The 23406-nt window shown below is 66.3% G+C and carries 26 protein-coding genes and 1 tRNA gene; 12 read left to right on the plus strand and 15 right to left on the minus strand.

From position 1 onward, the window contains the following. Positions 1 to 105: 105 nt before the first annotated feature. Positions 106 to 181, minus strand: a tRNA-Ala gene (locus ACQR1L_RS10435). A 242-nt stretch (positions 182 to 423) separates the two neighbouring features. Here ACQR1L_RS10435 and ACQR1L_RS10440 point away from each other — a divergent pair. The 3 genes from ACQR1L_RS10440 to folD all read left to right on the plus strand — a co-directional run bounded on the left by ACQR1L_RS10440 (position 424) and on the right by folD (position 2218). Continuing rightward, the gene (locus ACQR1L_RS10440; protein WP_011923523.1) at positions 424 to 714 is read left to right on the plus strand and encodes a YggT family protein; all 291 of its coding nucleotides are present in this window, start codon (positions 424 to 426) and stop codon (positions 712 to 714) included. Positions 715 to 728: 14 nt separating this feature from the next. Then, positions 729 to 1058, plus strand: coding sequence for a DUF167 domain-containing protein (locus ACQR1L_RS10445; RefSeq protein ID WP_434857881.1), 330 nt, complete (start codon positions 729 to 731; stop codon positions 1056 to 1058). Positions 1059 to 1333: 275 nt separating this feature from the next. After that, the gene (folD, locus tag ACQR1L_RS10450; protein WP_434857882.1) at positions 1334 to 2218 is read left to right on the plus strand and encodes a bifunctional methylenetetrahydrofolate dehydrogenase/methenyltetrahydrofolate cyclohydrolase FolD; all 885 of its coding nucleotides are present in this window, start codon (positions 1334 to 1336) and stop codon (positions 2216 to 2218) included. A 122-nt stretch (positions 2219 to 2340) separates the two neighbouring features. Here the strand turns inward: folD and ppa are convergent, their stop codons facing one another. Both ppa and ACQR1L_RS10460 read right to left on the minus strand, forming a co-directional pair. Beyond that, a complete protein-coding gene (gene ppa, locus ACQR1L_RS10455; protein ID WP_434857883.1) occupies positions 2341 to 2877 on the minus strand; it encodes an inorganic diphosphatase in 537 nt (178 codons plus the stop codon). Between the two features lie 203 nt (positions 2878 to 3080). After that, positions 3081 to 3590: a GNAT family N-acetyltransferase gene (locus ACQR1L_RS10460; RefSeq protein ID WP_006611902.1), complete on the minus strand. Its 510-nt coding sequence runs from the start codon at positions 3588 to 3590 to the stop codon at positions 3081 to 3083. 241 nt (positions 3591 to 3831) lie between these two features. Between ACQR1L_RS10460 and ACQR1L_RS10465 the strand changes: the two genes are divergently transcribed. From ACQR1L_RS10465 to ACQR1L_RS10490, 6 genes are all read left to right on the plus strand, one after another. Beyond that, positions 3832 to 4740 carry an alpha/beta hydrolase family protein gene (locus tag ACQR1L_RS10465; protein ID WP_434858287.1) on the plus strand — a complete coding sequence of 303 codons (909 nt, stop codon included), beginning with the start codon at positions 3832 to 3834 and terminating at the stop codon, positions 4738 to 4740. A 10-nt stretch (positions 4741 to 4750) separates the two neighbouring features. Continuing rightward, positions 4751 to 5218 (plus strand): DUF2269 family protein, encoded by a 468-nt coding sequence (locus ACQR1L_RS10470; protein WP_434858288.1) that lies wholly within the window; start codon positions 4751 to 4753, stop codon positions 5216 to 5218. Positions 5219 to 5228: 10 nt separating this feature from the next. Beyond that, the gene (locus ACQR1L_RS10475; protein ID WP_434857884.1) at positions 5229 to 6557 is read left to right on the plus strand and encodes an SDR family oxidoreductase; all 1329 of its coding nucleotides are present in this window, start codon (positions 5229 to 5231) and stop codon (positions 6555 to 6557) included. Further along, complete coding sequence (locus tag ACQR1L_RS10480; RefSeq protein WP_434857885.1) at positions 6557 to 6967, plus strand: thiol-disulfide oxidoreductase DCC family protein; 411 nt, start codon at positions 6557 to 6559, stop codon at positions 6965 to 6967. Before ACQR1L_RS10475 ends, ACQR1L_RS10480 begins: the two co-directional genes overlap by 1 nt. A 220-nt stretch (positions 6968 to 7187) precedes the next feature. Then, positions 7188 to 8162, plus strand: coding sequence for a YeiH family protein (locus tag ACQR1L_RS10485; RefSeq protein ID WP_434858289.1), 975 nt, complete (start codon positions 7188 to 7190; stop codon positions 8160 to 8162). An 8-nt stretch (positions 8163 to 8170) separates the two neighbouring features. After that, a complete protein-coding gene (locus ACQR1L_RS10490; RefSeq protein ID WP_434857886.1) occupies positions 8171 to 9061 on the plus strand; it encodes a LysR substrate-binding domain-containing protein in 891 nt (296 codons plus the stop codon). Positions 9062 to 9156: 95 nt separating this feature from the next. Here the strand turns inward: ACQR1L_RS10490 and ACQR1L_RS10495 are convergent, their stop codons facing one another. The 9 genes from ACQR1L_RS10495 to ACQR1L_RS10535 all read right to left on the minus strand — a co-directional run bounded on the left by ACQR1L_RS10495 (position 9157) and on the right by ACQR1L_RS10535 (position 17204). Beyond that, a complete protein-coding gene (locus tag ACQR1L_RS10495; protein ID WP_434857887.1) occupies positions 9157 to 10404 on the minus strand; it encodes a flavin monoamine oxidase family protein in 1248 nt (415 codons plus the stop codon). 247 nt (positions 10405 to 10651) lie between these two features. After that, positions 10652 to 12478, minus strand: coding sequence for a translational GTPase TypA (typA, locus tag ACQR1L_RS10500; RefSeq protein WP_434857888.1), 1827 nt, complete (start codon positions 12476 to 12478; stop codon positions 10652 to 10654). Positions 12479 to 12703: 225 nt separating this feature from the next. After that, the gene (locus tag ACQR1L_RS10505) at positions 12704 to 13471 is read right to left on the minus strand and encodes a hypothetical protein (RefSeq protein WP_434857889.1); all 768 of its coding nucleotides are present in this window, start codon (positions 13469 to 13471) and stop codon (positions 12704 to 12706) included. Between the two features lie 10 nt (positions 13472 to 13481). Further along, positions 13482 to 13751 carry a hypothetical protein gene (locus ACQR1L_RS10510; protein ID WP_434857890.1) on the minus strand — a complete coding sequence of 90 codons (270 nt, stop codon included), beginning with the start codon at positions 13749 to 13751 and terminating at the stop codon, positions 13482 to 13484. After that, entirely contained in the window at positions 13744 to 13908 is a 165-nt protein-coding gene (locus ACQR1L_RS10515; RefSeq protein ID WP_434857891.1) for a hypothetical protein, read from the minus strand. The genes ACQR1L_RS10510 and ACQR1L_RS10515 overlap by 8 nt, the downstream gene beginning before the upstream one ends. Before the next feature lie 59 nt (positions 13909 to 13967). Continuing rightward, positions 13968 to 14216: a hypothetical protein gene (locus ACQR1L_RS10520; RefSeq protein ID WP_434857892.1), complete on the minus strand. Its 249-nt coding sequence runs from the start codon at positions 14214 to 14216 to the stop codon at positions 13968 to 13970. Between the two features lie 46 nt (positions 14217 to 14262). Then, positions 14263 to 15675: a radical SAM protein gene (locus ACQR1L_RS10525; RefSeq protein ID WP_434857893.1), complete on the minus strand. Its 1413-nt coding sequence runs from the start codon at positions 15673 to 15675 to the stop codon at positions 14263 to 14265. Continuing rightward, a complete protein-coding gene (locus ACQR1L_RS10530) occupies positions 15656 to 16375 on the minus strand; it encodes a prolipoprotein diacylglyceryl transferase (RefSeq protein ID WP_434857894.1) in 720 nt (239 codons plus the stop codon). Before ACQR1L_RS10530 ends, ACQR1L_RS10525 begins: the two co-directional genes overlap by 20 nt. 67 nt (positions 16376 to 16442) lie before the next feature. After that, on the minus strand, positions 16443 to 17204 hold the full coding sequence (locus ACQR1L_RS10535; protein ID WP_434857895.1) for a Crp/Fnr family transcriptional regulator: 762 nt from the start codon (positions 17202 to 17204) through the stop codon (positions 16443 to 16445). A gap of 165 nt (positions 17205 to 17369) precedes the next feature. On the opposite strand from ACQR1L_RS10535, the gene ACQR1L_RS10540 reads away from it, so the two are divergent. After that, the gene (locus ACQR1L_RS10540; protein ID WP_434857896.1) at positions 17370 to 17744 is read left to right on the plus strand and encodes a response regulator; all 375 of its coding nucleotides are present in this window, start codon (positions 17370 to 17372) and stop codon (positions 17742 to 17744) included. 22 nt (positions 17745 to 17766) lie between these two features. Here the strand turns inward: ACQR1L_RS10540 and ACQR1L_RS10545 are convergent, their stop codons facing one another. Both ACQR1L_RS10545 and ACQR1L_RS10550 read right to left on the minus strand, forming a co-directional pair. Then, positions 17767 to 19341, minus strand: a complete 1575-nt coding sequence (locus ACQR1L_RS10545; protein ID WP_434857897.1) for an alkaline phosphatase D family protein — start codon at positions 19339 to 19341, stop codon at positions 17767 to 17769. A gap of 127 nt (positions 19342 to 19468) precedes the next feature. Further along, positions 19469 to 20827 carry a TAXI family TRAP transporter solute-binding subunit gene (locus tag ACQR1L_RS10550; RefSeq protein WP_434857898.1) on the minus strand — a complete coding sequence of 453 codons (1359 nt, stop codon included), beginning with the start codon at positions 20825 to 20827 and terminating at the stop codon, positions 19469 to 19471. A 366-nt stretch (positions 20828 to 21193) separates the two neighbouring features. Here ACQR1L_RS10550 and ACQR1L_RS10555 point away from each other — a divergent pair, with 366 nt between their 5' ends. Together ACQR1L_RS10555 and ACQR1L_RS10560 are read left to right on the plus strand one after the other, a co-directional pair. Beyond that, complete coding sequence (locus tag ACQR1L_RS10555; RefSeq protein ID WP_434857899.1) at positions 21194 to 21496, plus strand: 4a-hydroxytetrahydrobiopterin dehydratase; 303 nt, start codon at positions 21194 to 21196, stop codon at positions 21494 to 21496. Between the two features lie 101 nt (positions 21497 to 21597). Continuing rightward, positions 21598 to 22014 (plus strand): YkvA family protein, encoded by a 417-nt coding sequence (locus ACQR1L_RS10560; RefSeq protein WP_434857900.1) that lies wholly within the window; start codon positions 21598 to 21600, stop codon positions 22012 to 22014. Between the two features lie 113 nt (positions 22015 to 22127). Here ACQR1L_RS10560 and ACQR1L_RS10565 read toward each other — a convergent pair whose 3' ends face one another. Beyond that, positions 22128 to 23300 carry a TAXI family TRAP transporter solute-binding subunit gene (locus ACQR1L_RS10565; protein ID WP_434857901.1) on the minus strand — a complete coding sequence of 391 codons (1173 nt, stop codon included), beginning with the start codon at positions 23298 to 23300 and terminating at the stop codon, positions 22128 to 22130. Positions 23301 to 23406 lie beyond the last annotated feature (106 nt).

The raw sequence follows: 23406 nt of genomic DNA on the forward strand, positions 1-23406 counted from the left end.
TGGTGACTGGTGTCAGTCCGGCTTCGCCAAGGGCTACGCCGGACACCACGCTTCGCCCCTCGGGCACTGCGTGGCTGCGCCACGCGTAGCCCGAAGGGCGAAGCGTGGTGGAGCCAGGCGGGATCGAACCGCCGACCTCATCATTGCGAACGATGCGCTCTCCCAGCTGAGCTATGGCCCCAAGTCACGACTTCGGCGGTCCGATGTTTTGGACAGTCCGACGTCTTGGTCACGCGGCCGCGCGAGAGTGGGAAGGCGGCCGGCAGATCGGGCGCCATTTACAGGCGGTGAACTGGTCAAGTCAAGAACGCTCACATCGCCCGTTAGCCTTGACGTCCGGCTTCCCTTGTTTGGGCGGGGGGGAACCGATATCTACCGGACAACCCAGGTCGAATCCGCGACCTCGCCCCCGAGTGGACCCGCATGCGTGCCGTTCTCGACATCGTTCTGATCGTTCTCGACCTCTATGTCTGGCTGCTCATCGCCTCGGCGATCCTGTCGTGGCTGATCGCCTTCAACGTCGTCAACACGCGCAATCAGTTCGTGTCCGCGGTGGCCGAATTCCTCTACCGAATCACCGAGCCGGTGCTGGCCCCGATCCGGCGCATGCTGCCCAATCTGGGCGGCCTCGACATCTCGCCGATCATCCTGATCCTGATCATCATGCTGATCCAGCGCGTGATCACCTACTACATCTACCCCAACGTCTTCTGATCGCTGTCGTCGCGATGGAGCCCTGGCGCACGGCCGCGGGCGGCCTGACCGTCGCGCTGCGGGTCACGCCGCGTGGCGGCCGCGACGCGATCGACGGTGTCGAGACGCTGTCCGACGGCCGCAGCGTGCTGAAGGTCCGGGTGCGCGCGATCGCCGACGGCGGCGAAGCCAACCGCGCCGTGACCGAGCTTCTGGCCAAGGCGATCGGCGTGACCAAGAAGGCGGTGCGAATCACTTCCGGCACGACGGCCCGTCTCAAGCAGGTCGCGATCGACGGAGAGCCGTCCAAGCTGGATCAGGCCTTGCGCGACCTCATCGCAGCCCATAAGCCGACCGGAACATAGTCGAAGCAGACGCAAGACAGGCGAGCCGATGCGTTTCGCGTCGCCGGCGGCGGTCTTCACCCTCCCCTGGAGGGGGAGGGTCGCCTCGCGGAGAGCGAAGCGAAACGTGAGGCGGGGTGGGGTGATCTCTCCACGAGCACCAGTGCGGGCGGAAAGATCACCCCACCCCGCTCGCCCGCTTCGCGCGCGAGCGACCCTCCCCCTCCAGGGGAGGGTGGGAGCTTGCGGCTGGCGTCGTGCGCTGAAGAGACTGTATTGACCGAAGAGGTAGAGCCATGACCGCACGCATCATCGACGGAAAAATCATCGCAGCCGATCTGCGGGCGCAGGTCGCGGGCGAGGTCGAGCGGGTCAAGCGCGACCACGGCCTGACGCCGGGCCTTGCCGTCGTGCTGGTCGGCAACGATCCGGCCTCCGAGGTCTATGTCCGCAGCAAGCACACCCAGACCCAGGCCGCCGGGATGGCGTCGTTCGAGCACAAGCTGCCCGCCGACGTCTCCCAGGCGGAGCTGCTGGCGCTGATCGGCAGGCTCAATCAAGACCCGTCGGTGCATGGCATCCTGGTGCAGCTTCCGCTCCCGAAGGGGCTGGAGACCGAGGTGGTGATCAACGCGATCGATCCGGCCAAGGACGTTGACGGCCTGCACCCGCACAATGCCGGCCGCCTCGCCGGCGGCCAGCCGGCGCTGGCGCCGTGCACGCCGCTCGGCTGCATCATCCTGAGCAAGACGGTCCACGCCTCGCTGGAGGGCATGAACGCGATCGTGATCGGCAGGTCCAATCTGGTCGGGCGTCCGCTGGTGCAGCTGCTGCTGAACGAGAACGCCACGGTGACGATCGCGCATTCGCGCTCGCGCGATCTGCCGGCGCTGACCGCACGGGCCGATCTGGTCTATGCGGCGGTCGGCCGGCCGGAGATGGTGAAGCGCGACTGGATCAAGCCGGGGGCGACCGTGATCGACGTCGGCATCAACCGCATTCCGACCGCCGAGGGAAAGACGAAGCTGGTCGGCGATGTCGCCTATGCCGAGGTCGCCGAGGTGGCCGGCGCGATCACGCCGGTGCCCGGCGGCGTCGGCCAGATGACGGTGGCCTGCCTGCTGGTGAACACGCTGCGCGCGGCCTGCGCGATTGCCGGGCTGCCGAAGCCGGCGGTTTAAGACCCGCCGTCATTCCGGGGCGATGCGGAGCATCGAACTCAGGTGCGCACTTGCGCACCCGAGAATCTCGAGATTCCGGGTTCAGCCGCTGCGCGGCTGCCCCGGAATGACGTCAGTGATTGTTACTTCTTCGCCGCCTTGGCGCGGGCGATTCCTTCGGCGATCAGCTGGTGGGCGTCGTCGGCATTGCCCCAGCGCAACACCTTGACCCATTTGCCGGGCTCGAGGTCCTTGTAGTGCTCGTAGAAGTGCTGGATCTGCTGCAGCGTGATATCAGGCAGGTCCGAATAGCTGCGGACCTTGTCGTAGCGCTGCGTCAGCTTGGACGACGGCACCGCGATGATCTTCTCGTCGCCGCCGGCCTCGTCCTCCATGATCAGCACGCCGACCGGGCGGACGCTCATGACCGCGCCAGGGACGATCGCGCGGGTGTTGGCCACCAGCACGTCGCAGGGGTCGCCGTCATTCGACAGCGTGTGCGGGATGAAGCCGTAATTGCCGGGGTAGCGCATCGCCGTATAGAGGAAGCGGTCGACGAACAGCGTGCCGGCTTCCTTGTCGAGCTCGTACTTGATCGGCTCGCCGCCGACCGGGACCTCGATGACGACATTGACCTCGCGCGGCGGATCTTTCCCGATCGGGATGGCGTCGATGCGCATGGATGCTCCGTGGAACTTGAACGTTTGAGGATTTGACCCTCGCGGGTCAGACGCTCCGGCGATGAGCGCTCGCATTCGCAGTCGCAAAAAAATCGCGGCCGCGCAACTGCTAGCTCAATCCGAAACCTTCAGTTCAATTCGCCGACGCGTTAACGCTTAACGCGTCCAGAGCTTCAATCCGGCCGGACCACAGTTGGTCCAGCTCAGTTGGTCCAAGCGAAGGCGACCTTGTCGAGCGACTTCGGCCCGAAGCGCTCCGACGACCGCGCGACCATGCGGCCGCCCAACGCGCGGTAAAACTCGGTGGCGGGGTCGTTGTCGGACAACGCCCACACCACCATGCTCTTCAGTCCGCTCTGCGCGAGATCGCGCTTGGCGGACTGGAAGAGCCGGCGACCGAACCCCAGCCCCTGAAATTCCGGTCGCAGATAAAGCTCGTAGACTTCGCCGTCGAAGTGCAGGCTGCGGGCGCGATTGCGGCCGTAATTCGCATAGCCCGCGACCTTGTCGTTGAACACCAGCACGCTGACGCGGCTGCCTTTGCGGATTGCGCTGTCCCACCACTGGGGACCGCGCCGATTGATCAGCTTCTCCAGCTCTGCGCCGGGGATGATCCCCTGATAGGCAGAACGCCAAGCTTCATCATGGGCTGACGCCACCGCAGCCGCATCTGCAGCCTTGGCCGGACGGACTTCGATCAGGGTTGTGCTCATGACGGGATCAAAGCAAGTCGGCGGTCCGCCTTCAAGGTGCCACGTTAAAGATCGGTTAACCTGTGGACTTTCGGCATCACAGTGGCGGAAACCTGTGCCGAAAAGGGACAAATTCGCAACATTGTTGGGAGACAGCGGTGTCCTGTCACCGCAGGTTCATAGCACGAACGACAAACAGCGGCTGACGGCGCCGTTGCATCGGTTAGTGTGGCTTGGGCTCAACATCTTCCCGTCAGGCTGACTGGTGCTGCTTCGCTGCGTCTCATGGTTGCTCGCGGTCGCCGTCCTCACAGGATCGAACGCCTGGGCGCAGCGATTCGGACCGGTGTCGGCCGAGGGCGATCCGGCGCGACGGCAGCAATGGCTGGTGCCGTCGACCTCGACCGACATTCCGGCGCACTCCTTGCTGTACCGCCCCGCCGGTGACGGACCGTTTCCATTGGCTCTGATCGCACACGCCTCCACGCAGAACGCGCTACGGCGGGCGCAGATGCCGCAGCCCAACTACACGGCGCTTGCGCGCGAGCTCGTGGCGCGCGGCTATGCGGTGCTGGTGCCGGAGCGTCTCGGGCATGGCCGCACCGGCGGACCTTACGTCGAAGACCAGGGTGAGTGCGCCAATCCGGACTACGAGAAAGCCGGACGCGCGACCGCCGCGCAGATCTTACGCGCGCTCGCCTTCATGCGCGAGCAGCCGTACGTTGCAAGAGGTGGCGCGCTCGTCGTCGGCCACTCGGCCGGCGGCTGGGGCGCGCTGGCGCTCGCAGGTCAGCCTCGGCGCCTCGTCGCGAAGATCGTCGTCTTTGCACCTGGCCGCGGCGGCCACGCTGACGATGTGCCGGGACGCATCTGCGGCGAGCTGCGGCTGCGCGACGCCGCCCGTGCCTTCGGACACAACGCACAGCTCCGGGTCACATGGCTCGTTGCAGCCAATGACAGCTACTTTCCGCCGGCGTTGTCGCGTGAGATCGCCGACGCGTTCGTCTCGGGTGGGGCGCAAGTCGACTTCAAGCTGCTGCCCGCCTTCGGAAACGAAGGCCATTGGCTGGCCGAACAGGACGCCGGTATCATGACCGCCTCGGACGCGCTGGCCTCAGCGCTCGTCCGGCCGCCGGCGCCGCGCCCGGCCAAGTCGGGATCGGCGAACTAACAGGATCATGATGACGCTGTATTTCCTGGTTAAATATCTGCATGTGCTCGGCGCCATCGTGATTCTCGGAACCGGCACGGGGATCGCATTCTTCATGCTGATGGCGCATCTGAGCGGCGAAGCCGCGTTCATCGCACGGACGGCCGGTGTCGTCGTGATCGCGGACATGATCTTCACGCTGTCGGCGGTGCTGCTGCAGCCGGTCACTGGTGGCACCTTGATGTGGCTGTCGTCGACGGCCGTGACGGAGGGTTGGCTGCTCACCTCGCTCGTGCTGTACGCCGTCGCCGGCCTGTTCTGGGTGCCCGTGATCTTCATGCAGATCGAGCTCCGCGACCTCGCGCGCGCCGCCGACAGCCGTGCGCAAGAGCTGCCGCCGCGCTATTTCACCGTCTTCCGCCGCTGGTTCCTGTGCGGCATCCCCGGCTTCGGCTCGGTCATGGCCATTCTCTGGCTGATGATCGCCAAGCCGTACTAACAGGTTTTGCATGATCGCTGCTCCGACCTCGCGCGTCCTCGTGCTCGGCGCTTCCGGGCTGATCGGCCGCTTCGTCACGGATGACTTGCGCCGGCGCGGCTTCACCACAGTCGGCGTCGCGCGGGCATTCTCGGCCTCGCAGCGGGTCTCCCCGCTGGACATCGAGCTGCCGATCATGGCGCTCGATGCCTCCGCCTTGGCGGGCCTCATGCGCGCGCATCAAATCGATGTCGTCGTCAATTGTCTCGGCGTGCTGCAGGATGGTCCCGGCAGCGACACCACGGCCGTGCATCGCGAGTTCGTGGCGCGCCTGCTCGCCGCGATCCCGGCGAGCGGCCGCCGCGTGCGGTTCGTTCATATCTCGATTCCCGGCACGGCGGACGACGATCACACCGCCTTCGCCACCACCAAGCGCGAGGCCGAACGGCTGATCGCGTCTTCAGGCATTCCGCATGCGATCCTGCGCCCGGGCTTCGTGATCGCACCCTCGGCCTATGGCGGCAGTGCGATGCTGCGCGCGCTCGCGGCGTTTCCGATTGATCTGCCGGTCAAGGACGCGGCGACGCCGTTCCAGCCGGTGGCGGTTGCGGATATCGCCGCGACCATCGCCTGGCTCGCCACGCGGCCGATCGATGAGGACGCGACGCAAGCGGTGAGCTGGGATCTGATGCAGCCGGAGCCGGTGACGCTGGGTGACGTGATCGCCGCGTTCCGGCGCAGCTTCGGCACCACGGATTGGCCGCGCCTCGCCGTGCCCGCGCCGCTCGTCGATCTCGGCGCGCTCGCCGGCGACCTCTCCAGCCGGCTGGGCTGGATGCCGCCGATGCGCCGCACGGCCATCGCCGAGCTGCGCCGCGGCGTGCGCGGCGATCCCGCGCCATGGATGGCGGCCACTGGGATCACGCCGGTCAGCCTCAGCGAAGCCGTCGGCGCGCATGGCGCGTCCATTCAGGACAAATGGTTCGCGCGGCTGTTCCTGATCAAGGCACTGATGATCGCGAGCCTCGTGCTGTTCTGGATCGCCTCCGGCAGCATCGCGCTGTTCATCTCGTTCCCGGCGACCACCGCGATCCTGACCACGCGCGGCTGGCCGGAGGGATTTGCGATTCCGTTCGCGGCCATCACCAGCATGATGGACATCTCCGTCGGTATGTTGATCGCATTCCGCAAAACGGCGGCTTTCGGCCTCGTTGCCGGAATCGTCGTCTCGCTCGGCTACATGCTGGGATGCGCGGTGCTGACGCCCGACCTCTGGCTCGAGCCGCTCGGCGCATTGGTGAAGACCGCACCTGCGATCGTGCTGATGCTGGTCGCGCTCTTGATGATGGACAATCGCTGATGACCGACTGGCCCGATGACGATGTGATTCTCTATGACGGCGTCTGCGTGTTCTGCTCGCGCTGGGTCCGGTTCGTGATCGCGCGCGACAGCGCCAAGCGCTTCCGCTTCACGCCGATCCAATCGCCCTATGGCACGAGGCTCGCGCAAGCCTTCGGCATCGATCCGAAGGAGCCGGACACCAACGCGGTCGTGCACGGCGGACGTGCGCATCTGAAATCCGATGCGGCGCTCACCGTGCTCTCCAACCTCCCGGGCTGGGGCTGGACCCGCGCGCTGTTCGCCGTGCCGAAGCCGTTGCGCGACGCGCTCTACAGCGTGGTCGCCCGCAATCGCTACCGCATTTTCGGCAAATACGATTCCTGCTTCGTGCCGGACGCCACGCTGCGCCGGCGCGTCCTGGAGGATTAGGATTGCTGGCGCAAGAGGCGCCAATCAATCGATTGAATCGATCATAATGTCCGATATAATCCGTTGGATCGATTGATTTAAGCATGAAATTCTCTCTTAAACCCCAGGTTTGGAGAGTTTTTTCATGGCTACCCACCCGAACGATCTGACCGCCGATGCGCCCGACATCGCCCAACATCGAGACACGCGCGTCCCCTCACCGTCGCGCCTGGCGCCGTTGCTGCCGGGCCTCGCGCTGTCCGCCGCGATCGCGGCGGGCGCCTTCGGGCTGCGCGAACCGCCGGGCCTAGGCGTGTTCAGCCCGATGATCCTCGCGATCGTGGCCGGCATGGCGCTGCATAATGTGGTCGGCACGCCGGTGCGGGCCAAGCCCGGCGTCGCCTTCGCCATGCGCCGCGTGTTGCGGGTCGCGATCATCCTGCTCGGGCTGCAGCTCACGGCGGCGCAGGTCGTCGAAGTCGGCGCACGCGGATTGTTCGTGATCGCATTGAGCCTGACCGGCACGTTCCTGTTCACGGTGTGGATGGGCCGGCTGCTCGGCGTCGACCGCAAGCTCGCCGAGCTGATCGCGGCGGGGACCTCGATCTGCGGCGCGTCCGCGGTGATCGCGACCAACACCGTGACGCGCGCGCATGACGAGGACGTCGCCTATGCGGTGGCCTGCGTGACCGTGTTCGGCTCGATCGCGATGATCGCCTATCCCCTGCTGCCCGCCCTTCTGCATCTCGATGCCCACGCCTTCGGGCTGTGGAGCGGCGCCTCGATCCATGAGATCGCCCAGGTGGTCGCGGCCGCGTTCCAGGGGGGACAACAAGCCGGCGAGTTCGGCACCATCGCCAAGCTGGCGCGGGTGATGCTGCTGGCGCCCGTCGTGCTCACGCTTGGCCTGCTGGCGACGCGCCGCGCCCGCCATGGCGGACACGGTCACGCCAGCGCGCAACCGCAGCTGCCCTGGTTCGTGCTCGGCTTCATCGCGATGGTCGGTATCAACAGCGTTATAACGGTGCCTGCCGAGGCGAAGACGATCATCGTGACTGCGACGACCTTCCTGCTGTCGATGGCGCTGGCCGCGATGGGGCTGGAGACGGATTTCGCCAAGCTGAAGGCCAAGGGCCTGCGGCCGGCGGCGCTCGGCTTCGCGGCCTTCCTGTTCATCGCGAGCTTCAGCCTCGCTCTGGTGAAGCTGGCGACATAGGAGAGCACGTGACGCTCGAGCAGCTCCGGATCTTCGTTGCGGTCGCCACCCGCGAGCACGTCACCCAGGCGGCGCGCGAGCTCAATTTGACGCAATCGGCGACATCGGCGGCGGTCGCCGCGCTCGAAGCGCGCTACCAGACGAAACTGTTCGATCGTGTCGGCCGCCGCATCGTGCTCACGGCGGCCGGCCGCGCGTTTCTGGTCGAGGCCAAGGCCGTGCTCGCGCGCGCCGCCGCGGCCGAGACCGTGCTCGACGATCTCGCCGGCCTGAAACGCGGTCGGCTGGCGCTGGCGGCGAGCCAGACCATCTCCGGCTATTGGCTGCCGGCTTTCATTCATCGTTTCAACGCCGCGCATCCGGCGATCACGCTGGAGCTGTCGATCGGCAATACCGAGCAGGTGGCGGAGCGGCTGCGCGAGGGCTCGGCCGACCTCGGCTTCGTCGAGGGCGACATCGACGATCCCGTGCTCGCGGCCCAGCCGGTGGCGGACGACGAGATGGTGCTGGTCGGGCCGGTCGATCATCCGCTGTGCCGGGGCGCGTCGGTGAAGGCCGCGGATCTGAAGGCAGCACGCTGGGTGTTGCGCGAGCAGGGCTCTGGCACACGCGCCGTGCTCGAAGCGGCGGTCGGCCGGTTCGGCATTCGCATGGACGAGCTCGATGTCGCGTTCGACCTGCCGTCGAATGAGGCCGTGCGCGGCGCCGTCGAGGCCGGCGCCGGTGTCACGGTGCTGTCACGGCTGGTAGTGATGCGCGCGGTCAAGGCGGGGCTGCTGGCGGTGGCCCATCTCGACCTGCCGAAGCGGCACTTCTACAGCCTGCGGCACAAGGAGCATCACCAGACGCAGGCGGCGCGGGAGTTTCTGCGGATGGTGGGAGAGGTGGTCACTGTTTGAGGCACCGTCATCGCGAGCGTAGCGACGCGATCCAGACTCTCACCACCCGTGCGGTCCTGGATTGCGTCGCTGCGCTCGCAATGACGGCAGAGAGGTCAGTGCCTGCCCAACGACGCAAGCACTTCCTTGGCCGCCCGCTCGCCCGAGTCGCGCGCGCCGTGGGCGGTGGAAAAGAAATCCGGCGGCGTGGCCTCACCGGCGAAGAACAGCCGATTGTCGACCGGTGCGGCCAACACCGCGCGTTTGTCGGCGTGGCCGGGGAGCGCGTGCGAATAGGCGCCGCGCGCGAACGGGTCGGCACCCCAGCGCGACTCGGCCAGCGGACGCAGGCTCTTGCGGACACCGTTGCCGAGCAGGGCTGCGACATCGTCGATCGCCTGCGCAGCCAATGCGCCCTCGCCCGCCGCCTCGATCTCGCGCGCGAAGCTGCCGCCGTAAAACCCTTCGATACAGGGCTGGCCGAAGGGGCGGAGCTGAAAGCTGCCGACGCGCGCGGAGTGGCTGCGGCCGCGCATGCCGGAATCCTTCGGCAGGTGATCCCAGCCGTCGAGCGCCAGCGTCACCTTGTTGTCGAGGCCGAGCGGCAGGCCGGCGGCGGCTTCGACCTTCGCCGGCAGCGCCGGCGTGAAGCGGAGCGCTTCGTCGGCGATGAGATTGGTCGGCACGGTGATGATGACCTTGTCGGCGGTCAGCGTGCCCTGTGAGGTCGTAAGCCGGATGCGCCTGTCGCTGTGATCGATCAGCGTCACCTGGCAGTTCAGCGCGATCGGCAGGCCGGCCCCATAGGCCGAGACCAGCGCGCCATAGCCGCGGCGGATGCGCCAGTTGAGCTCGGTATCCTCATAGGCCTCGAAATCGAGCAGCGACATCTGGTCGAGCTCGCAGCCGTTGAGATAGGTGCAGATCGCATCGATCATGCCGTTCCAGCGATTGCCGGGCTCCAGGCAGATGCTCGCGGGCGCGTCGCGGCCGCTTGCGGCAGCCTCCGCCGTGCGCGTGAAGAAGGCCTCCAGCGCGCCGAGGAAATCGTCGCGCTCGGCACGCGGGAACGCCGCCTCATAGGCCTGGTCGCGCCAGGGCGGACGGGATTTGTCGATGGTGAAAGCGAGCCGCTCGGCGATGGCGACGAAGGAGTTGCGGTCGGCCGAATGCAGCCAGCCGCAGCCGAGGTCAAAGGTGACGTCGGGCGACGCCATGATCGTGTGCGCCCGGCCGCCGATGCGGCCGCGCGCTTCGAGCACGATGAAGGAGACGCCCTTGTCGCGCAGCGCATGCGCGGCGCCGAGGCCGGCCGCGCCGGCGCCGATGATGGCGATGTCGATGGAGGATGGGAGGCTGCTCATGAGGCGGCTGCGGCTCCTACGATGGAGGCCCGGCTATCACCTCACCACTGCTGTCATCACCCGCGAAAGCGGGTGATCCAGTACGCCGAGACGGGCGTGTGACCCCGAGGGGCCGCGGCGTACTGGATGCCCCGCCTGCGCGGGGCATGACGGCGGAGGATGTCGAGACACTGCGCTCGACAAGCGAGGCATGACGAGAGCGGATGTTGCGCCACCACGCCCTGCCCCACTGAAGCGGTCGAGTGGCTTACGCCACCGCTTCCTTCTGCTTCTCGGCGCGCTTGCGCTCGTTCGGATCGAGGTGCTTCTTGCGCAGCCGGATCGACTTCGGGGTGATCTCCACCAGCTCGTCGTCCTCGATATAGGCGAGCGCCTTCTCCAGGGTCATCCGGATCGGCGGCGTCAGGCGGACGGCCTCGTCCTTCGAGGTGGTGCGGATGTTGGTGAGCTGCTTGCCCTTCAGCACGTTGATCTCAAGATCGTTGTCGCGGGTGTGCTCGCCGACGATCATGCCCTTGTAGACCTTCCAGCCGGGCTCGATCATCATCGGGCCGCGGTCCTCCAGCTTGAACATGGCGTAGGCCACGGCCTCGCCCTGGTCGTTCGAGATCAGGACGCCGTTGCGGCGGCCCTGGATCGCGCCCTTGTAGGGCATGTAGTTGTGGAACAGGCGGTTCATGATCGCCGTGCCCTTGGTGTCGGTCATGAGCTCGCCCTGGTAGCCGATCAGGCCGCGGGTCGGGGCGTAGAACACCAGGCGCAGGCGGTTGCCACCTGACGGGCGCATCTCGATCAGCTCGGCCTTGCGCTCGCTCATCTTCTGCACGACGACGCCGGAATGCTCCTCGTCGACGTCGATCACGACTTCCTCGATCGGCTCCAGGGTCTGGCCGGTGGCCGGGTCCTTCTCGAACACGACGCGGGGACGCGACACCGAGAGCTCAAAGCCCTCGCGGCGCATGGTCTCGATCAGGATCGCGAGCTGCAATTCGCCGCGGCCGGACACTTCCATCGCGTCCTTGTCCTGGGACTCGACCACGCGCAGCGCGACGTTGCCCTCGGCCTCGCGCAGCAAGCGGTCGCGGATCAGGCGGCTGGTGACCTTGTCGCCTTCGGTGCCGGCCAGCGGCGAGTTGTTGACGATGAACGACATCGACACCGTCGGCGGATCGATCGGCTGCGCCTGCAGCGGGGTCTCGACCGAAGGATCGCAGAAGGTGTCGGCGACGGTGCCCTTGGTCAGACCCGCGATGGCGACGATGTCGCCGGCCTCGGCGAAGTCGAGCGGCTGGCGCTCGAGGCCGCGGAACGCGAGGATCTTGGTGATGCGGCCGGTCTCGATCAGCTTGCCGTCGCGCGACAGCACCTTGACGGCCTGGTTCGGCTTCACCGAGCCCGACGCGATGCGGCCGGTGATGATGCGGCCGAGATAGTTGTTGGCCTCGATGATGGTGCCGAGCAGCCGGAACGGGCCTTCCTCGACCACCGGCGGCGCCACGTGCTTGAGCACGAGATCGAACAGCGGCTTCATGCCGTCCTCATGCGAGCCGTCGGGCGAGGTCGCCATCCAGCCGTTCTTGCCCGAGCCGTAGAGGATCGGGAAATCGAGCTGCTCGTCGGTGGCGTCGAGCGCGGCGAACAGGTCGAACACCTCGTTGACGACCTCGGTGATGCGGGCGTCCGGGCGGTCGACCTTGTTGATGGCGACGATCGGCTTCAGGCCGAGCTTGAGCGCCTTGCCGACCACGAATTTGGTCTGCGGCATCGGGCCTTCGGCGGCGTCGACCAGCACGATCACGCCGTCGACCATCGACAGGATGCGTTCGACCTCACCGCCGAAATCGGCGTGGCCGGGGGTGTCGACGATGTTGATCTGGGTGTCCTGCCACTGCACCGAGGTGCACTTGGCCAGAATGGTAATGCCGCGCTCGCGCTCCAGGTCGTTGGAATCCATCGCGCGCTCAACCGTGCGCTGGTTCTCGCGATAGGTACCGGACTGCTGCAGGAGCTTGTCGACCAGGGTGGTCTTGCCGTGGTCGACGTGGGCGATGATGGCGATGTTGCGGAGGTTCATGGTCGGTGTCTTCTAAGCTTTCTCAAGAGCCCGTGCTCTGTCCCCGGCGGGGCGCGCGCTTTATGATAGTCGAATCAAGCTGTTAGCTTTGCGACGCGCGCTCGCGAAACTCGTTCGGCGGAAGGGGCCGGCAGCCCCAAATAGGAAACCCGGCCAATCGACCGGGCAGACCTCGCGCGTTGCGGCGCAATATAGGCAGAAAATGCCAAAAAACAATGACTGCTTTCAGGAATGAGGAGCGGATCCGGGCGGGTCGGCCGGGGGATCGACGGACGCTCCGTCCCGCATGCGCTGCCGGGCCGCCCGGAAATAGAGGATTCCGATCACCCCGGCGGGGAGCCCGATCGGCAGCAGGGGAGACTGAAGATGGTTGATCCAATAGAGGCGGCTGAAACCGTACAGGACGGCATACGCGCCGGGAATCAGGAGCAGGAGGCCGGTTGCCAGGACCAGTCCGGCGACACCGGAGGGAATGCTGTCCCAGGTGATCAATGTGATGCCGGCCGCGCCGGCCAGCAAGCCGGCGAGGATCATACTTTGCAACGCCATGTCGCCGTGTTCGGGCGAGCCGAGCGCAGATGAACCGAACAACAGCGAGCAGAGCCCCGGCAAGAGGAGCAACAGTCCGATGAACCCGAGCAGCGCGGTCAGCCCCTCTCGCGCCACCGACGCGACGAAGGTCCGCGGCCTGGGTGGCCGACGGCCGCGGCCGTAGCCGATGAAGCATGCACCGAGCGCCACCGCAGCAAGACCCGCCAGGAAGAACCCGAAATAGCCGCCCATCGTCCATCTCGGCACGAGGGCGAGGTAGATGGCCGCGTACAGCCCCCAAGCCATCAAGCCGAGGCTCCCGACCATGATCAGCGGGGTGAGGCAGCCTTTGCCGCGCGGCCGCTCATCGTCCGGAATGCCGCCGGGCGGGCCCTTCCAGCGCTCCTTCGGCAGCGGCGGGATAGCGCGAGTCTCCGAGCCAGGACGGTCGGGTGAGGTCATCTGACCGGACTCAGCCCCAGCGGCGGCGCACCGCCAGCACGATCATCACCAGTCCCGCGACGGCCATGCCGGCCAGGATCACCCCGGGGCCGAACAGGCCGCCGAACTCATTCCACTCGCGGCGCATCAGCGCCATCACGCAGCCAAACGGAAACATCAGGGCAAGGCCGCCGAGGATCGCTCCGACCGTCGCCGCCAGGCCGGCGGGCTCCCGCGCCCGCCCCACCTCCTCCAGGAAGGGCGACAGCGGCGGACGGCGGTGGAAGGGATCATCATCCATGGCGGCGCGGCATCATCAGGCGAATCGCGGCAAAGACCAGAAACAAGCCGAGCATCACGGCACCGAGCGCAAGCGCGGCAAGCAGGCCCGGGAGATTCCGCTCGATGATCAAGCATAGCAAGCCCGGCGCGAGCAGCACCAGCCCGATCAGCAGCATCAGGATGGACGCCACCGCCGTAAGGCAACCACGCGCAGCCGACGGCGGCGCAGGCGATGTCATGCAGGCCCCCGCCCCCGCCTGACGGCGAGAACGATGAGCACGATGCCGGCGAGCGCAGCGCCGATGAACAGCAGTCCGATCGGATCGACCAGATCATTGCGCGTGATCTGATTGGGGAAGATGACGAGGACGCAGGCCATCGGAAACAGCAGGATCAGGCCGGCAATGATCCCAAGCGCAGCAAGACAACCGGAGCGTTGCTGCTGCGGCGGGAGCTCGGGGGGAAGAATCGGGCGTTCCGTCATGGCGACCACGCTTGAAGCGGCCGAACGACACGGATGGGCGCTTTGCTCATATCGGCCCCTTCCCCATACGCGCGCGGATGCCGTCGATGGCGCCGTTGCGGTAGAACAGGTTGTAGGTGTCGAACGGGATGATCTCGCCGCGCTCGGTGACGAAATGGATGCAGGAACGCTTGACGTTGCCGACGCAGAAATTGAAGCGGTCGAGAAACTGCACGATGGTGACGCGGAAGACGTGCTCATAGCCGAGATTGTCGGGCACCTGCACGGACGGCAGGCAGCAGAGGAATTCGGCGACGCGCTCGCCGGTGTTCAGCGGCCCCGACGACAGCGAGAACAGCTCGACGAATTTGTCGCGCAAGACCGGGTATTTCTCCGGGCTGATCGTGTTCGGCATCACCGACAGCAATTCCTCTTGCGGCACCATCGAGGTCAGCGGCAGCACGGTGGTGCCGTTGCGCAAACCATAGCCGATCGAGATGCTCTCGGGATTGCAGGGCAGCGGGATCATGTCATCATCGCCGAACACGCCGGTCTCCACGACGCGGCGGCGGATTTCCGACAGCATGATGCGGTCGGTGTCCTTGTTGAAATCGGCGTTGCGGCCGGCGTCCTGCACCGGCTGCAACGTCACGCCGCGCACGCATGTCCATTCCAGCGCGTGGCGGACGATGTCGCCGATCTCGTCGTCGTTGACGCCGCGCTTGATGGTCGCGACCAATGTCGTCGAGAGGCCCGCGCGCTCGAGGTTCTCCAGCGCCTGCTGGCGGATGCGGCGCAGATCGGCGCCGCGGATGTTGGTGAGGCCGGCGCGCGACAGCGAGTCGAACTGCAGATAGACCTCGAGCCCGCGCTTGTTCTCCGCGAGCTTCGCCACGAAGTCCGGCTCGCGCGCGATGCGCAGGCCGTTGGTGTTGATCATGACGTGGCGGATGGGCCGTGCGCGCACCGCGGCGAGGATGTCGAAGAACTGGGGATGCAAGGTCGGCTCGCCACCGGAGATCTGCACCAGGTCCGGCTCGCCCTCGCTTTTCACCAGCGCATCGAGCATGCGCTCGACGGTCGCCAGCGGGGTGAAATGCGCGCGCTGCGGCGAGGACTCGGCGAAGCACACCGGGCAGGTCAGGTTGCAGTGATCGGTGATCTCGATGAGCGCCAGGCAGGAATGCTGCTCGTGATCGGGACACAGGCCGCAATCATAGGGGCAGCCATATTCGGTGCGGCGCTGGAAGCTGAGCGGCGTATCGCCCGGCTTGATGAAGGACTTGCAGCGCCGCCAATAGACGGCATCGTCGGAGACCAGGGTCGACTGCACGCCGTGCTGCTTGCAGCGCTTCTCGTACCAGACCTCGTTGTCGAGGATCTGGATCTTGGTCGGCACCAGTTCGAGGCAGGTCTCGCACAGGGATTGCGTCTGCCCCCAGAACACATAGGGGCGAGACTTACGCAGCGGCGCGTTCATGCAGGGCCTTCGGTTGCGGCGCGGTCGACAGCATGACCGCGGCGTAGGCGGCGATCGCGAGCGACAGCAGATGAAACAGGGTGAGCGGGCCGATCACCGGCCCGTAGGGCTTGAGGAATTCCCAGGCGAAGCGCTGCAGGCCGTAGACCAGCAGCGCGAGATAGAAGCCGTTGGCGATGATGGAGCCGCTCCGCCTGAAGACCGCGATGATATAGAGCACCGCGAAGGCCGCCATCGCCAGACTCTCATAAAGCTGCACCGGATGACGCAGAACGCCGTCGCCGAAATCGTGTCCCCAAGGCAGGGACGTCGGCGTACCATAGGTGAAATCATCGAGCCCCGCCACGTAGCAGCCGACACGGCCGACCGCGATGCCGACCGCCAGCGGCAGCGCGAAGCGCGCGCCGGTGCGCAAGATAATGCCGTGCCGCCACTTGTAGAGCTCGACCGCCACGATGCCGCCGGCGAGCGCGCCTTCGACCGAGCGCGCCAGCCCGGCCATGCCGGACAGCCACAGATTCAAGGTCCCGAACAGATAGGCGCCCAGCCCGGCGCCGAACACGAGCGCGGCGACATAGGGCCATTCGGTCGACTGCTTGGGGAAGCTGACGCGCGCCCCTCGCGCGAGCCACCAGCCGGCAGCGGCCGCGCTGAGCCAGGCGGCGACGTCGAAGATCGCATGAAGAACGGCGCCGTCCATGACTCCCATCGTCCGGTTGCATCCGGACTATGGCAAGGTCCCGGCGCCGATGGCAATGACGTGTTCGTCAGGCCGTGGCCGCCTGCTCGGTCGGATAGACGCCGCGCAGGACCTCCTCGAAATGGGTCTTCACCGCCTCGTTGCACAGGCAGGAGCGCTGCTTCAAGGCATCGAAATCCCGCACCATGAAGGCGCCGCGCCTGGTTTCGAGAATGCCCTCGGCGCGGAAGGTCTGGACGACACGGCTGACATAGGAGCGGCCGACGCCGAGCAGGGTCGCGAGTTGCTCATGCGTCAGCGGCACGATCGGCTCGCCATCGGTGCGGTCCATCGCCGCCACGATCCATTTCGCCGTGCGCTGCTCGATCGAGTGGATGGCGTTGCAGGCGGTCGACTGGAACATCTGCGCCAGCATGCAATCGGCATAGCGCGCGAATACGTTGCGCAGCGTCTTCGATTGCAGCTTGGCCGCGGCGAGGCGTGACAGGGGCAAGCGGACGAACGGGCCGCCGAACTTGACGACGATCCGCGTATAGGCCGGCAGGAAACCCTCGCTGACGATGCCGCCGACCGCGCCCTCGCGGCCGACCAGAATGGTCTCGACGTCGCGACCGTCCTCGTTGGGAACCAGGTAGGATGTCAGCGCCGGGCCGCAGGGAAAATGCACGATCTGCACGTCGTCGCCGGGGCGATACAGCAGTTCGCTCGGCGTCGCCTGGTCCTCGACCAGGTAGGGCGCGATCAGGGCATAATCCGGCGGACTCAACCGGCGCAGCAGATTGTTGTAGGGTCGCTCACGCGCAAGTGTCGTCACAGTCTGGGTCGGCATCGAAATCCCCCGCGTTACGCATGTGCGTGATCTGTGCTTCTTGTGTTCACAAGTGCACAGACACAGGAACTCCGATATGATGGCTTCGGTTCCAGGACCCGCCAGCGTGCTTGCGATGAGGCGCCGGCTGCGGGAGCCAGTTTCACCTTGGAACCCGCAGATCACATGACCCGCTCGCAACCCAGCGTGCCCGAGCTCTATCAGCATGTGCTGGTCGTCGAGGACGACCCGATCATTGCGCTCGGCTTGGAAGACACCATCACTGATCTCGGTGTGGCCGAGGTCAGGATCGCGGCGAACGTCGCCACGGCGCTCGCCATGATCGAGGAGCGGGCGCCGGAGTTCGCGCTGCTCGATGTCGGCCTGGTGCGCGAAAAGAGCTTTGCAATCGCCGAGCGTCTCAGCACGCTCGGCATCCCCTTCGCATTTTCGACCGGCTACGGCGCCGACGGCGTGCCCACAGCGTTTTCCGACCGGCCGCGCTTGCCGAAGCCCTGCCCGACCGATGCCCTGGAGGTCGTGCTGCGGCGACGCGATTAGTCGTCGCCGCAGCGAAACGCCGTCAGCCCAGTTTCGGATCGAGCGTGGTCGACCACAGCGCGACGTCGGCGCGGTCGCGCAGGGTCACGGTCATCTGGCCGCTCGCCCCGTCGATCTTGACGTGACCGAAGAACTGCATGCCGGCCGACGGCGGCAGGTTCTGCTTGTCGAGACCGGGCGCCTTGATGAAGCGCACCTCGGGGCCGAAGGTGTTGTCGAGCTCGTTCGGACCGAACGTGCCGGCATGCAGCGGACCCGAGACGAACTCCCAGAACGGCTCGAAGTCCTGGAATTGCGCCTTGTTGGGATCGTAGTAGTGCGCGGCGGCGTAGTGCACGTCGGCCGTCAGCCATACGGTATTCTGGATCGGCGCCGTCTTGATGAAGCGCAGGATCTCGGCGATCTCCAGCTCGCGGCCGCGCGCCGGACCGTCGCCCTGCGCGATCGCCTCGGAGCCCTTTTTGTTGGCCGCGTCATCATAGACGATCAGGCTGAGCGGCATGTCGGAGGCGATCACCTTCCAGGTCGCGCGCGAATTCAGCAGCGCCCGCTTCAGCCAGCGCATCTGCTCCGGCCCGATGAAGTAGGACGACGGGCCATAGCTGTCCTCGAGGTTCGGACCGTTGGCGCCGCGATAGCTGCGCTCGTCGAGCACGAACACATCGAGATGCGGGCCGTAATTGATCGTGCGATACACTCGGCCCGGCTCAACGATGCTCTCGCGCATCGGATACATTTCGTGGAAGGCCCGCGCGGCGCGCGCCGCGAGCAGCTGGATTTTGCGCTCCTTGTAGGCCGCCGGCAGGTCCTTGGAGGCCGACCAGTTGTTGGTCACCTCGTGATCGTCCCATTGCACGAAGATGGGCACCTCGGCATTGAAGGCCCGCACGTTCTCGTCGAGGAAATTGTACTTGTGAGCGGCCCGGAATTCGTCGAGCGTCTCGGCGACCTTGGCCTTCTCCTCCACGGTGAGGTTCTTCCAGACCTTGTTGTCCGGCAGCTTGACTTCGGACTTGATCGGACCATCGGCATAGATGGTGTCGCCGGAATGCAGGAAGAAATCCGGACGATGCTTCTTCATCGTCGCGAAGGTGAACATGCCGCCATCGTCGGGATTGATGCCCCAGCCCTGGCCGGCGACGTCGCCGCCCCAGACGAACGACACGTCGCGCTTGTTGCCTGGCGCGGTGCGGAAGCGGCCGACCACCGGCTCGCTCTCGACGGCGGTGTGGGAGAGGTCGCGGAATTTGACGCGGTAGAAGATGTCCTGGCCGCTCGGCAGATTGTCGATCAGCATCTTGGCGGTGAAGTCGCTCTCCGGCAGCACCGCGATCGGCGGCAGCGCGCGGGCGTCCTTGAACGATTCGGTGGTCGCGACCTCGACCAGCATCTGCGACGGCCGGTCGGCACGCGCCCACACCACGCCGCCGTCCATGCTGACATCGCCGGACTGCACGCCATGGGTGATCTGCGGCCGGTCGGCCGCGCGGCTGAGATAGGGGGTCGCGAGCGTCGTGACGCCGGCGGCAGCGGCCGTCGAGAGGAAGCGGCGGCGCGACAGACGAAGCGACGGCGGGCGGACAAGATGAGCGGTCATGGGAATCTCCTGATCGGCTCGCGCGCGAAAGAGGACGCGCAGCGCCATGGCCGGCAGACCTAGGAAAGATTGATGACGCTGCAATTACACGGCTGGTCGAGACGCACGCGGCAGGCGCGGCGCCGGCTCACGTCCCGGCGGCGCGGAGCTGAGCGCTGGTCCGCTGCAGGTTGGCCGGCATGCTCATCAGGATCAGCTTGCGGTCGGCCACCGCGTTGTGGAACTGCTCGAGCGCGATGTTGAACGCGGTCAGCGCGGCGTGCTCGATCGCGCCGTCCTCGAAGCAGGTCAGCGTGTTGCGCAGGATCTCGTCGGCCTCGGCCTGGAGCTGGTCGAGCTCCTCGGTCGAATCGCTCTTGCGCGCGATCGTGATCATCTCCAGCAGCCGGTCGCGCAGCGAGGTGTTGATGGTGCGCTCGTCGCGCTTGAGATAGCCCGCGAACCAGGCGCCGGCCGAGCCCATCGCAGACAGCGCCATCAAGCTCCACCAGATGTAGTCGCTGTAGCGGTCGAGGAAGGTCTTCTCCTCGCCGTCGACGAATGCGGCGGCACCGGGATGAGCGGGAATCGCGGCGTCCTTGTCGGTGTCGGGCGTTTCGATCTTGGCGGTGAGCGGGAATTCCGACAGCAGCTGCTGGCGGGCCGAGAACAACTGATGCGTAAAGGCCGAGACGGTGGAATCGGCGAGACCCTTGCGGGCAACAATGTGGTGGTTGAAGCTGATCGTCTTGACTTCGTCTTCCGGACGGTCAGGCGAGCCGCCGAACGCGCCCGAGGGAATCTCGGCGGCCTCGTACTCCGGATGGTTCTGCGCGATGGCCTCGGCCGAATCGATCGCCAGGAAGGTCGGCGTGCCGCCGTCCTTGGTGGCGGCCGCGATCGCATCGGCGGTGATCTTGCTGTTGATCGGCCCGGCGGCGAGATAGACGTCCGCCTTCTGGTTACGGACGGCTTCGGCGGCCTCGGTGATCGGGAATTGCACGATCTCGACCTTGCCGGCATCGACGCCATACTGGTGCAGGATCACCTTCAGCAAGTTGGCGTTGGCCGGGGTGCGGCCGATGATGCCGACCTTGTGGCCGGCGAGCTGGGAAATCTTGGTGATCTTGGCGCCGCTCTTGCGGCCCTTGCCCTTGCCGGCCGGCGGCACCCAGAGCACGGCCACGTTCTTGCGCAGGGTGGCGACGGCCTGCGCGTTCTTCGGCACCTCGAGATCGCCGCGCACGATCGCGAGGTCGACCTTGCCGGCAGCCAGCGCCTGCGCACTCTCGCCGGCGCCTTCCGTCGGTACCGGGCGGAGCCGGACATAGGCGTGGTTCTGCGAGAACGCCTGGGTGAGGGCCTGGACGACCTTGAGATCGTCACTGTTCGGCGGACCGACGGCGATCTTGAGCACGACCGGCCGCATGGCAAAATAGTACGCACCCGCCAGAGCGCCGACGATCGCGAGGATCCCGGCGATGACGATGAACACGGCAGGGCGCATCTGGGAGCGCTGTGCTGGCGTGGTCTGGGTGTCTGCCAGGTCCGTTCCTCCGGTCACCTCGAGCCGGGGAACGACGCCAGGGGCGGCTTCGTCCGGCCTCGACCTCCGATAATGCCGAACTGTAGCAAATTTCTTGTCCGCCCGGGGTGACATCTGCGTCATGGTTACCGTGGCACGAGTGCTCGGGCAGACAACCATGGCGAGACGGCGATCCGGCGGCGCTGCTGTGACAAGGCTCTGACGGGGAAGCGGTTTCCAGTCACCGGCCCGAGAGGATCGGGGCGCGTGATCCGGACCGGCGCGATGACCGTAGAGATCCGGACGGATCGATCTGTGCGAGGAAGAGGACGAGAGGAGGACATCAAGATGGCCCAACCACTTTCAGGGGACGCACGCGCCCATGCCTTGCGCGAGCTTTCCGGCTGGTCCGAGCTGAACGGCCGCGACGCCATCACCCGCACCTTCACCTTCAAGGACTTCAACGCGGCATTCGGCTTCATGACGCGGGTCGCATTGATCGCCGAGAAGCAGGACCATCATCCCGAATGGCGCAACGTCTACCGCACGGTCGAGGTGGTGCTTGCCACCCACGACGCCGGAGGCGTGACCGCCCGCGACATCGCGCTTGCCACCGCAATGAACGCGATCGCAAGCGAGATCGGCGACTGACCGAGATCGCTGCCCAGCGACGTCTTGCAGCAGAGGTCGTCATCCCCACATGTCGGCTCGACGGCTGCGCCACCGCGCAGCCTCGGAACCGGAGATCGGACATGGTGTCGGATTCGGCCGACTACAGCGTCGGCTTCGAGCCGGCGGAGCGGCTGGCGCAGGATCGCGAGACGCTTCGCCGTCGTTTCTGGGTGAAGTTCAAGAAGGTCGTCGCGCGGCTCCCGTTCGCCGAGGAGCTGCTCGCGGCCTACTACTGCGCTTTCGACAAGGAGACGCCGCGGCACGTGCAGGTGTCCCTGCTCGGCGCGATCGCCTACTTCGTGCTGCCGTTCGACTTCGTTCCGGACGTGCTGCCGATCCTCGGCTTCACCGACGACGCGGCAGTTCTCGCCACGGCGATCCGCATGGTGACCTCGAACATCACGCCCGATCATCATGCCGCCGCCCGCGCCATGCTCGCGCGACTCGCATCGGACAGGTCCGCGAAAGATTCGGCGGATGACGATCATCGCGACTGAGGGTGGCCACGTCAGGCGGCATGCCCAGGAGACCAAAAGCCCCGCTCGGACATCCGAGCGGGGCTTTTCAGTTCATGCCGACAGAGCCGAGGGGTGCCCGGCGGGCGGTCTCGTCAGCGGCCGCGCGCCTGGGCGCGGGCGCTGCCGGTCTTCTCGGCCTCCCAGGCCTGGTACTGCTTGAACAATGCTTCGCGATCGGCCTCGCTCGGCAGCGCCTTGCCGGCGTTGCTCTGCTTCAGGAAGTCGTCGAACCGATCGCGCTGCGCGCCCTCCATCGCGTGGCTCTCCAGCCATTTGCTGGCGGCGGGCAGGCGCTGCCAGCCGGCGAGCGGCGCCGACAGCGACACTTCCTTCCACTTCGGATGGAAGGGCGGGTTCTGGAACGCCGGGAATTTGGTGAAGAACGCATCGACGAAGGTCGCGAGCTTGCGGTAGCGGTCGGTGTTCGGCGCCCAATTATAGGCGGCAAGCACCGCGGGCACCGCGATCGTATCCACCTTCTCACCCTCGGCGATCAGGTTCGGATAGTCCTTCGCCGTCAGCGTCGCCGGCAGATAGTCGGTCTGCAGCGGGCGGTCGTAGTCGACATTGACGAGGTGGAAGCGGCCGTCGTTCACGAAATTGCTGACCGACTTGTAGGGCTTGCCGCCGACGACGATGACCGCATCGAGCTCGCCGCGCTTCAGCTTCTCCATCGCGATGCGCTGCTCGATATAGGCGAAATTCGCGCGCAGGCCGAGGCGCTCGAACACGGTGAGCGCGGTGACGAAGGTGCCGCCATTGGGCAGGTCGACGCTGACGCGGCGGCCTTCGAGGTCGCGCAAGGTGCGGACCGCGCGCGGCGCGATCACCTGCATCTCCTCATTGTATAGCTTGGTGACGTAGGTGAACTGCCGCTTGATGTCCTTAGCGAACCCCTTGCGCTCGAGATAGTCGAGCGTGTCGGCGCGGACCACGCCGAGATCGACACCCTGCAGGAACAGGATGTCAGCGACGCTCTGCACCGAGCCGCGGCCGACAATTGGCAGCACGCGCAGGCTGTTGCCGTCGTCGAGCAGCGAGGCGAGGTCGGCGCCGAACTGCACATAGGTGCCGCCGATGGTGCCGGTGATGAGCGTCACCGTGTTGGCGTTCAGTGCCTGCTTGGTCTGCACCGAGCCGAACTGAAAGATCGCCTTCAGGCTGTCGCTCACCTTGGCGGGATCGAACTCGCTTTCCTCGGCGTGGGCGGCGAAACCGCACGCCATCATCACTGCGGCCAGGGCCGCTCCAAACAGACGTCGCATGTGTCCCCCTCGGTGAAGGCTGGCACATGATTGCGGGCCGGCACGCGCGCAGCGCCGGACTCTCCCGGCGCGGCCATGAACGGCTCGAAAATCATGCGTGAAACAA

It is taken from the genome of Bradyrhizobium sp. HKCCYLR20261, from assembly GCF_051168435.1.
In the GTDB taxonomy this organism is placed as follows: Bacteria; Pseudomonadota; Alphaproteobacteria; order Rhizobiales; family Xanthobacteraceae; genus Bradyrhizobium.

Coding starts and splice junctions, on each gene's coding strand:
- ACQR1L_RS10440 (WP_011923523.1), top strand. CDS start 424: ATGCGTGCCGTTCTCGACATCGTTCTGATCGTTCTCGACCTCTATGTC.
- ACQR1L_RS10445 (WP_434857881.1), top strand. CDS start 729: ATGGAGCCCTGGCGCACGGCCGCGGGCGGCCTGACCGTCGCGCTGCGG.
- folD (WP_434857882.1), top strand. CDS start 1,334: ATGACCGCACGCATCATCGACGGAAAAATCATCGCAGCCGATCTGCGG.
- ppa (WP_434857883.1), bottom strand. CDS start 2,877: ATGCGCATCGACGCCATCCCGATCGGGAAAGATCCGCCGCGCGAGGTC.
- ACQR1L_RS10460 (WP_006611902.1), bottom strand. CDS start 3,590: ATGAGCACAACCCTGATCGAAGTCCGTCCGGCCAAGGCTGCAGATGCG.
- ACQR1L_RS10470 (WP_434858288.1), top strand. CDS start 4,751: ATGACGCTGTATTTCCTGGTTAAATATCTGCATGTGCTCGGCGCCATC.
- ACQR1L_RS10475 (WP_434857884.1), top strand. CDS start 5,229: ATGATCGCTGCTCCGACCTCGCGCGTCCTCGTGCTCGGCGCTTCCGGG.
- ACQR1L_RS10480 (WP_434857885.1), top strand. CDS start 6,557: ATGACCGACTGGCCCGATGACGATGTGATTCTCTATGACGGCGTCTGC.
- ACQR1L_RS10495 (WP_434857887.1), bottom strand. CDS start 10,404: ATGAGCAGCCTCCCATCCTCCATCGACATCGCCATCATCGGCGCCGGC.
- typA (WP_434857888.1), bottom strand. CDS start 12,478: ATGAACCTCCGCAACATCGCCATCATCGCCCACGTCGACCACGGCAAG.
- ACQR1L_RS10505 (WP_434857889.1), bottom strand. CDS start 13,471: ATGACCTCACCCGACCGTCCTGGCTCGGAGACTCGCGCTATCCCGCCG.
- ACQR1L_RS10510 (WP_434857890.1), bottom strand. CDS start 13,751: ATGGATGATGATCCCTTCCACCGCCGTCCGCCGCTGTCGCCCTTCCTG.
- ACQR1L_RS10515 (WP_434857891.1), bottom strand. CDS start 13,908: ATGCTGCTGATCGGGCTGGTGCTGCTCGCGCCGGGCTTGCTATGCTTG.
- ACQR1L_RS10520 (WP_434857892.1), bottom strand. CDS start 14,216: ATGACGGAACGCCCGATTCTTCCCCCCGAGCTCCCGCCGCAGCAGCAA.
- ACQR1L_RS10525 (WP_434857893.1), bottom strand. CDS start 15,675: ATGAACGCGCCGCTGCGTAAGTCTCGCCCCTATGTGTTCTGGGGGCAG.
- ACQR1L_RS10530 (WP_434857894.1), bottom strand. CDS start 16,375: ATGGACGGCGCCGTTCTTCATGCGATCTTCGACGTCGCCGCCTGGCTC.
- ACQR1L_RS10535 (WP_434857895.1), bottom strand. CDS start 17,204: ATGCCGACCCAGACTGTGACGACACTTGCGCGTGAGCGACCCTACAAC.
- ACQR1L_RS10540 (WP_434857896.1), top strand. CDS start 17,370: ATGACCCGCTCGCAACCCAGCGTGCCCGAGCTCTATCAGCATGTGCTG.
- ACQR1L_RS10545 (WP_434857897.1), bottom strand. CDS start 19,341: ATGACCGCTCATCTTGTCCGCCCGCCGTCGCTTCGTCTGTCGCGCCGC.
- ACQR1L_RS10550 (WP_434857898.1), bottom strand. CDS start 20,827: ATGCGCCCTGCCGTGTTCATCGTCATCGCCGGGATCCTCGCGATCGTC.
- ACQR1L_RS10555 (WP_434857899.1), top strand. CDS start 21,194: ATGGCCCAACCACTTTCAGGGGACGCACGCGCCCATGCCTTGCGCGAG.
- ACQR1L_RS10560 (WP_434857900.1), top strand. CDS start 21,598: ATGGTGTCGGATTCGGCCGACTACAGCGTCGGCTTCGAGCCGGCGGAG.
- ACQR1L_RS10565 (WP_434857901.1), bottom strand. CDS start 23,300: ATGCGACGTCTGTTTGGAGCGGCCCTGGCCGCAGTGATGATGGCGTGC.